This is a genomic window from Paraburkholderia sp. SIMBA_054 (assembly GCF_046534875.1).
GTDB lineage: Bacteria > Pseudomonadota > Gammaproteobacteria > Burkholderiales > Burkholderiaceae > Paraburkholderia > Paraburkholderia hospita.
On sequence record NZ_JAWRXV010000396.1, the window covers coordinates 1 to 347 of the forward strand.

1 pseudogene is annotated in these 347 nt (G+C 67.1%); it reads left to right on the top strand.

The features are described from left to right. Positions 1 to 243: pseudogene (locus SB822_RS55640) on the top strand (phospho-N-acetylmuramoyl-pentapeptide-transferase); the annotation flags it as partial. Positions 244 to 347: the final 104 nt, after the last annotated feature.

Here is a 347-nt window from a genome sequence, read left to right on the forward strand (position 1 = left end):
GCGGTGATCGTGCGCCAGGAGCTGGTGCTGGTGGTGATGGGCGGCGTGTTCGTGATCGAGACGCTGTCGGTGATGATCCAGGTCGCCTCGTTCAAGCTGACCGGCAAGCGCGTGTTCCGGATGGCGCCGATCCACCACCACTTCGAACTCAAGGGCTGGCCGGAGCCGCGGGTGATCGTGCGCTTCTGGATCATCTCCGTCGTGCTCGTGCTGATCGGCCTGGCCACGTTGAAGGTGCGCTGAGATGAACGACCTGTCCCGCCAAGCGACCCGCCTGGATGCGATCGGAGGCCGCTACGACCCGTGGCTGCTCGGCGCCGCCGTGGCGCTGGCTTCGCTCGGCGTGG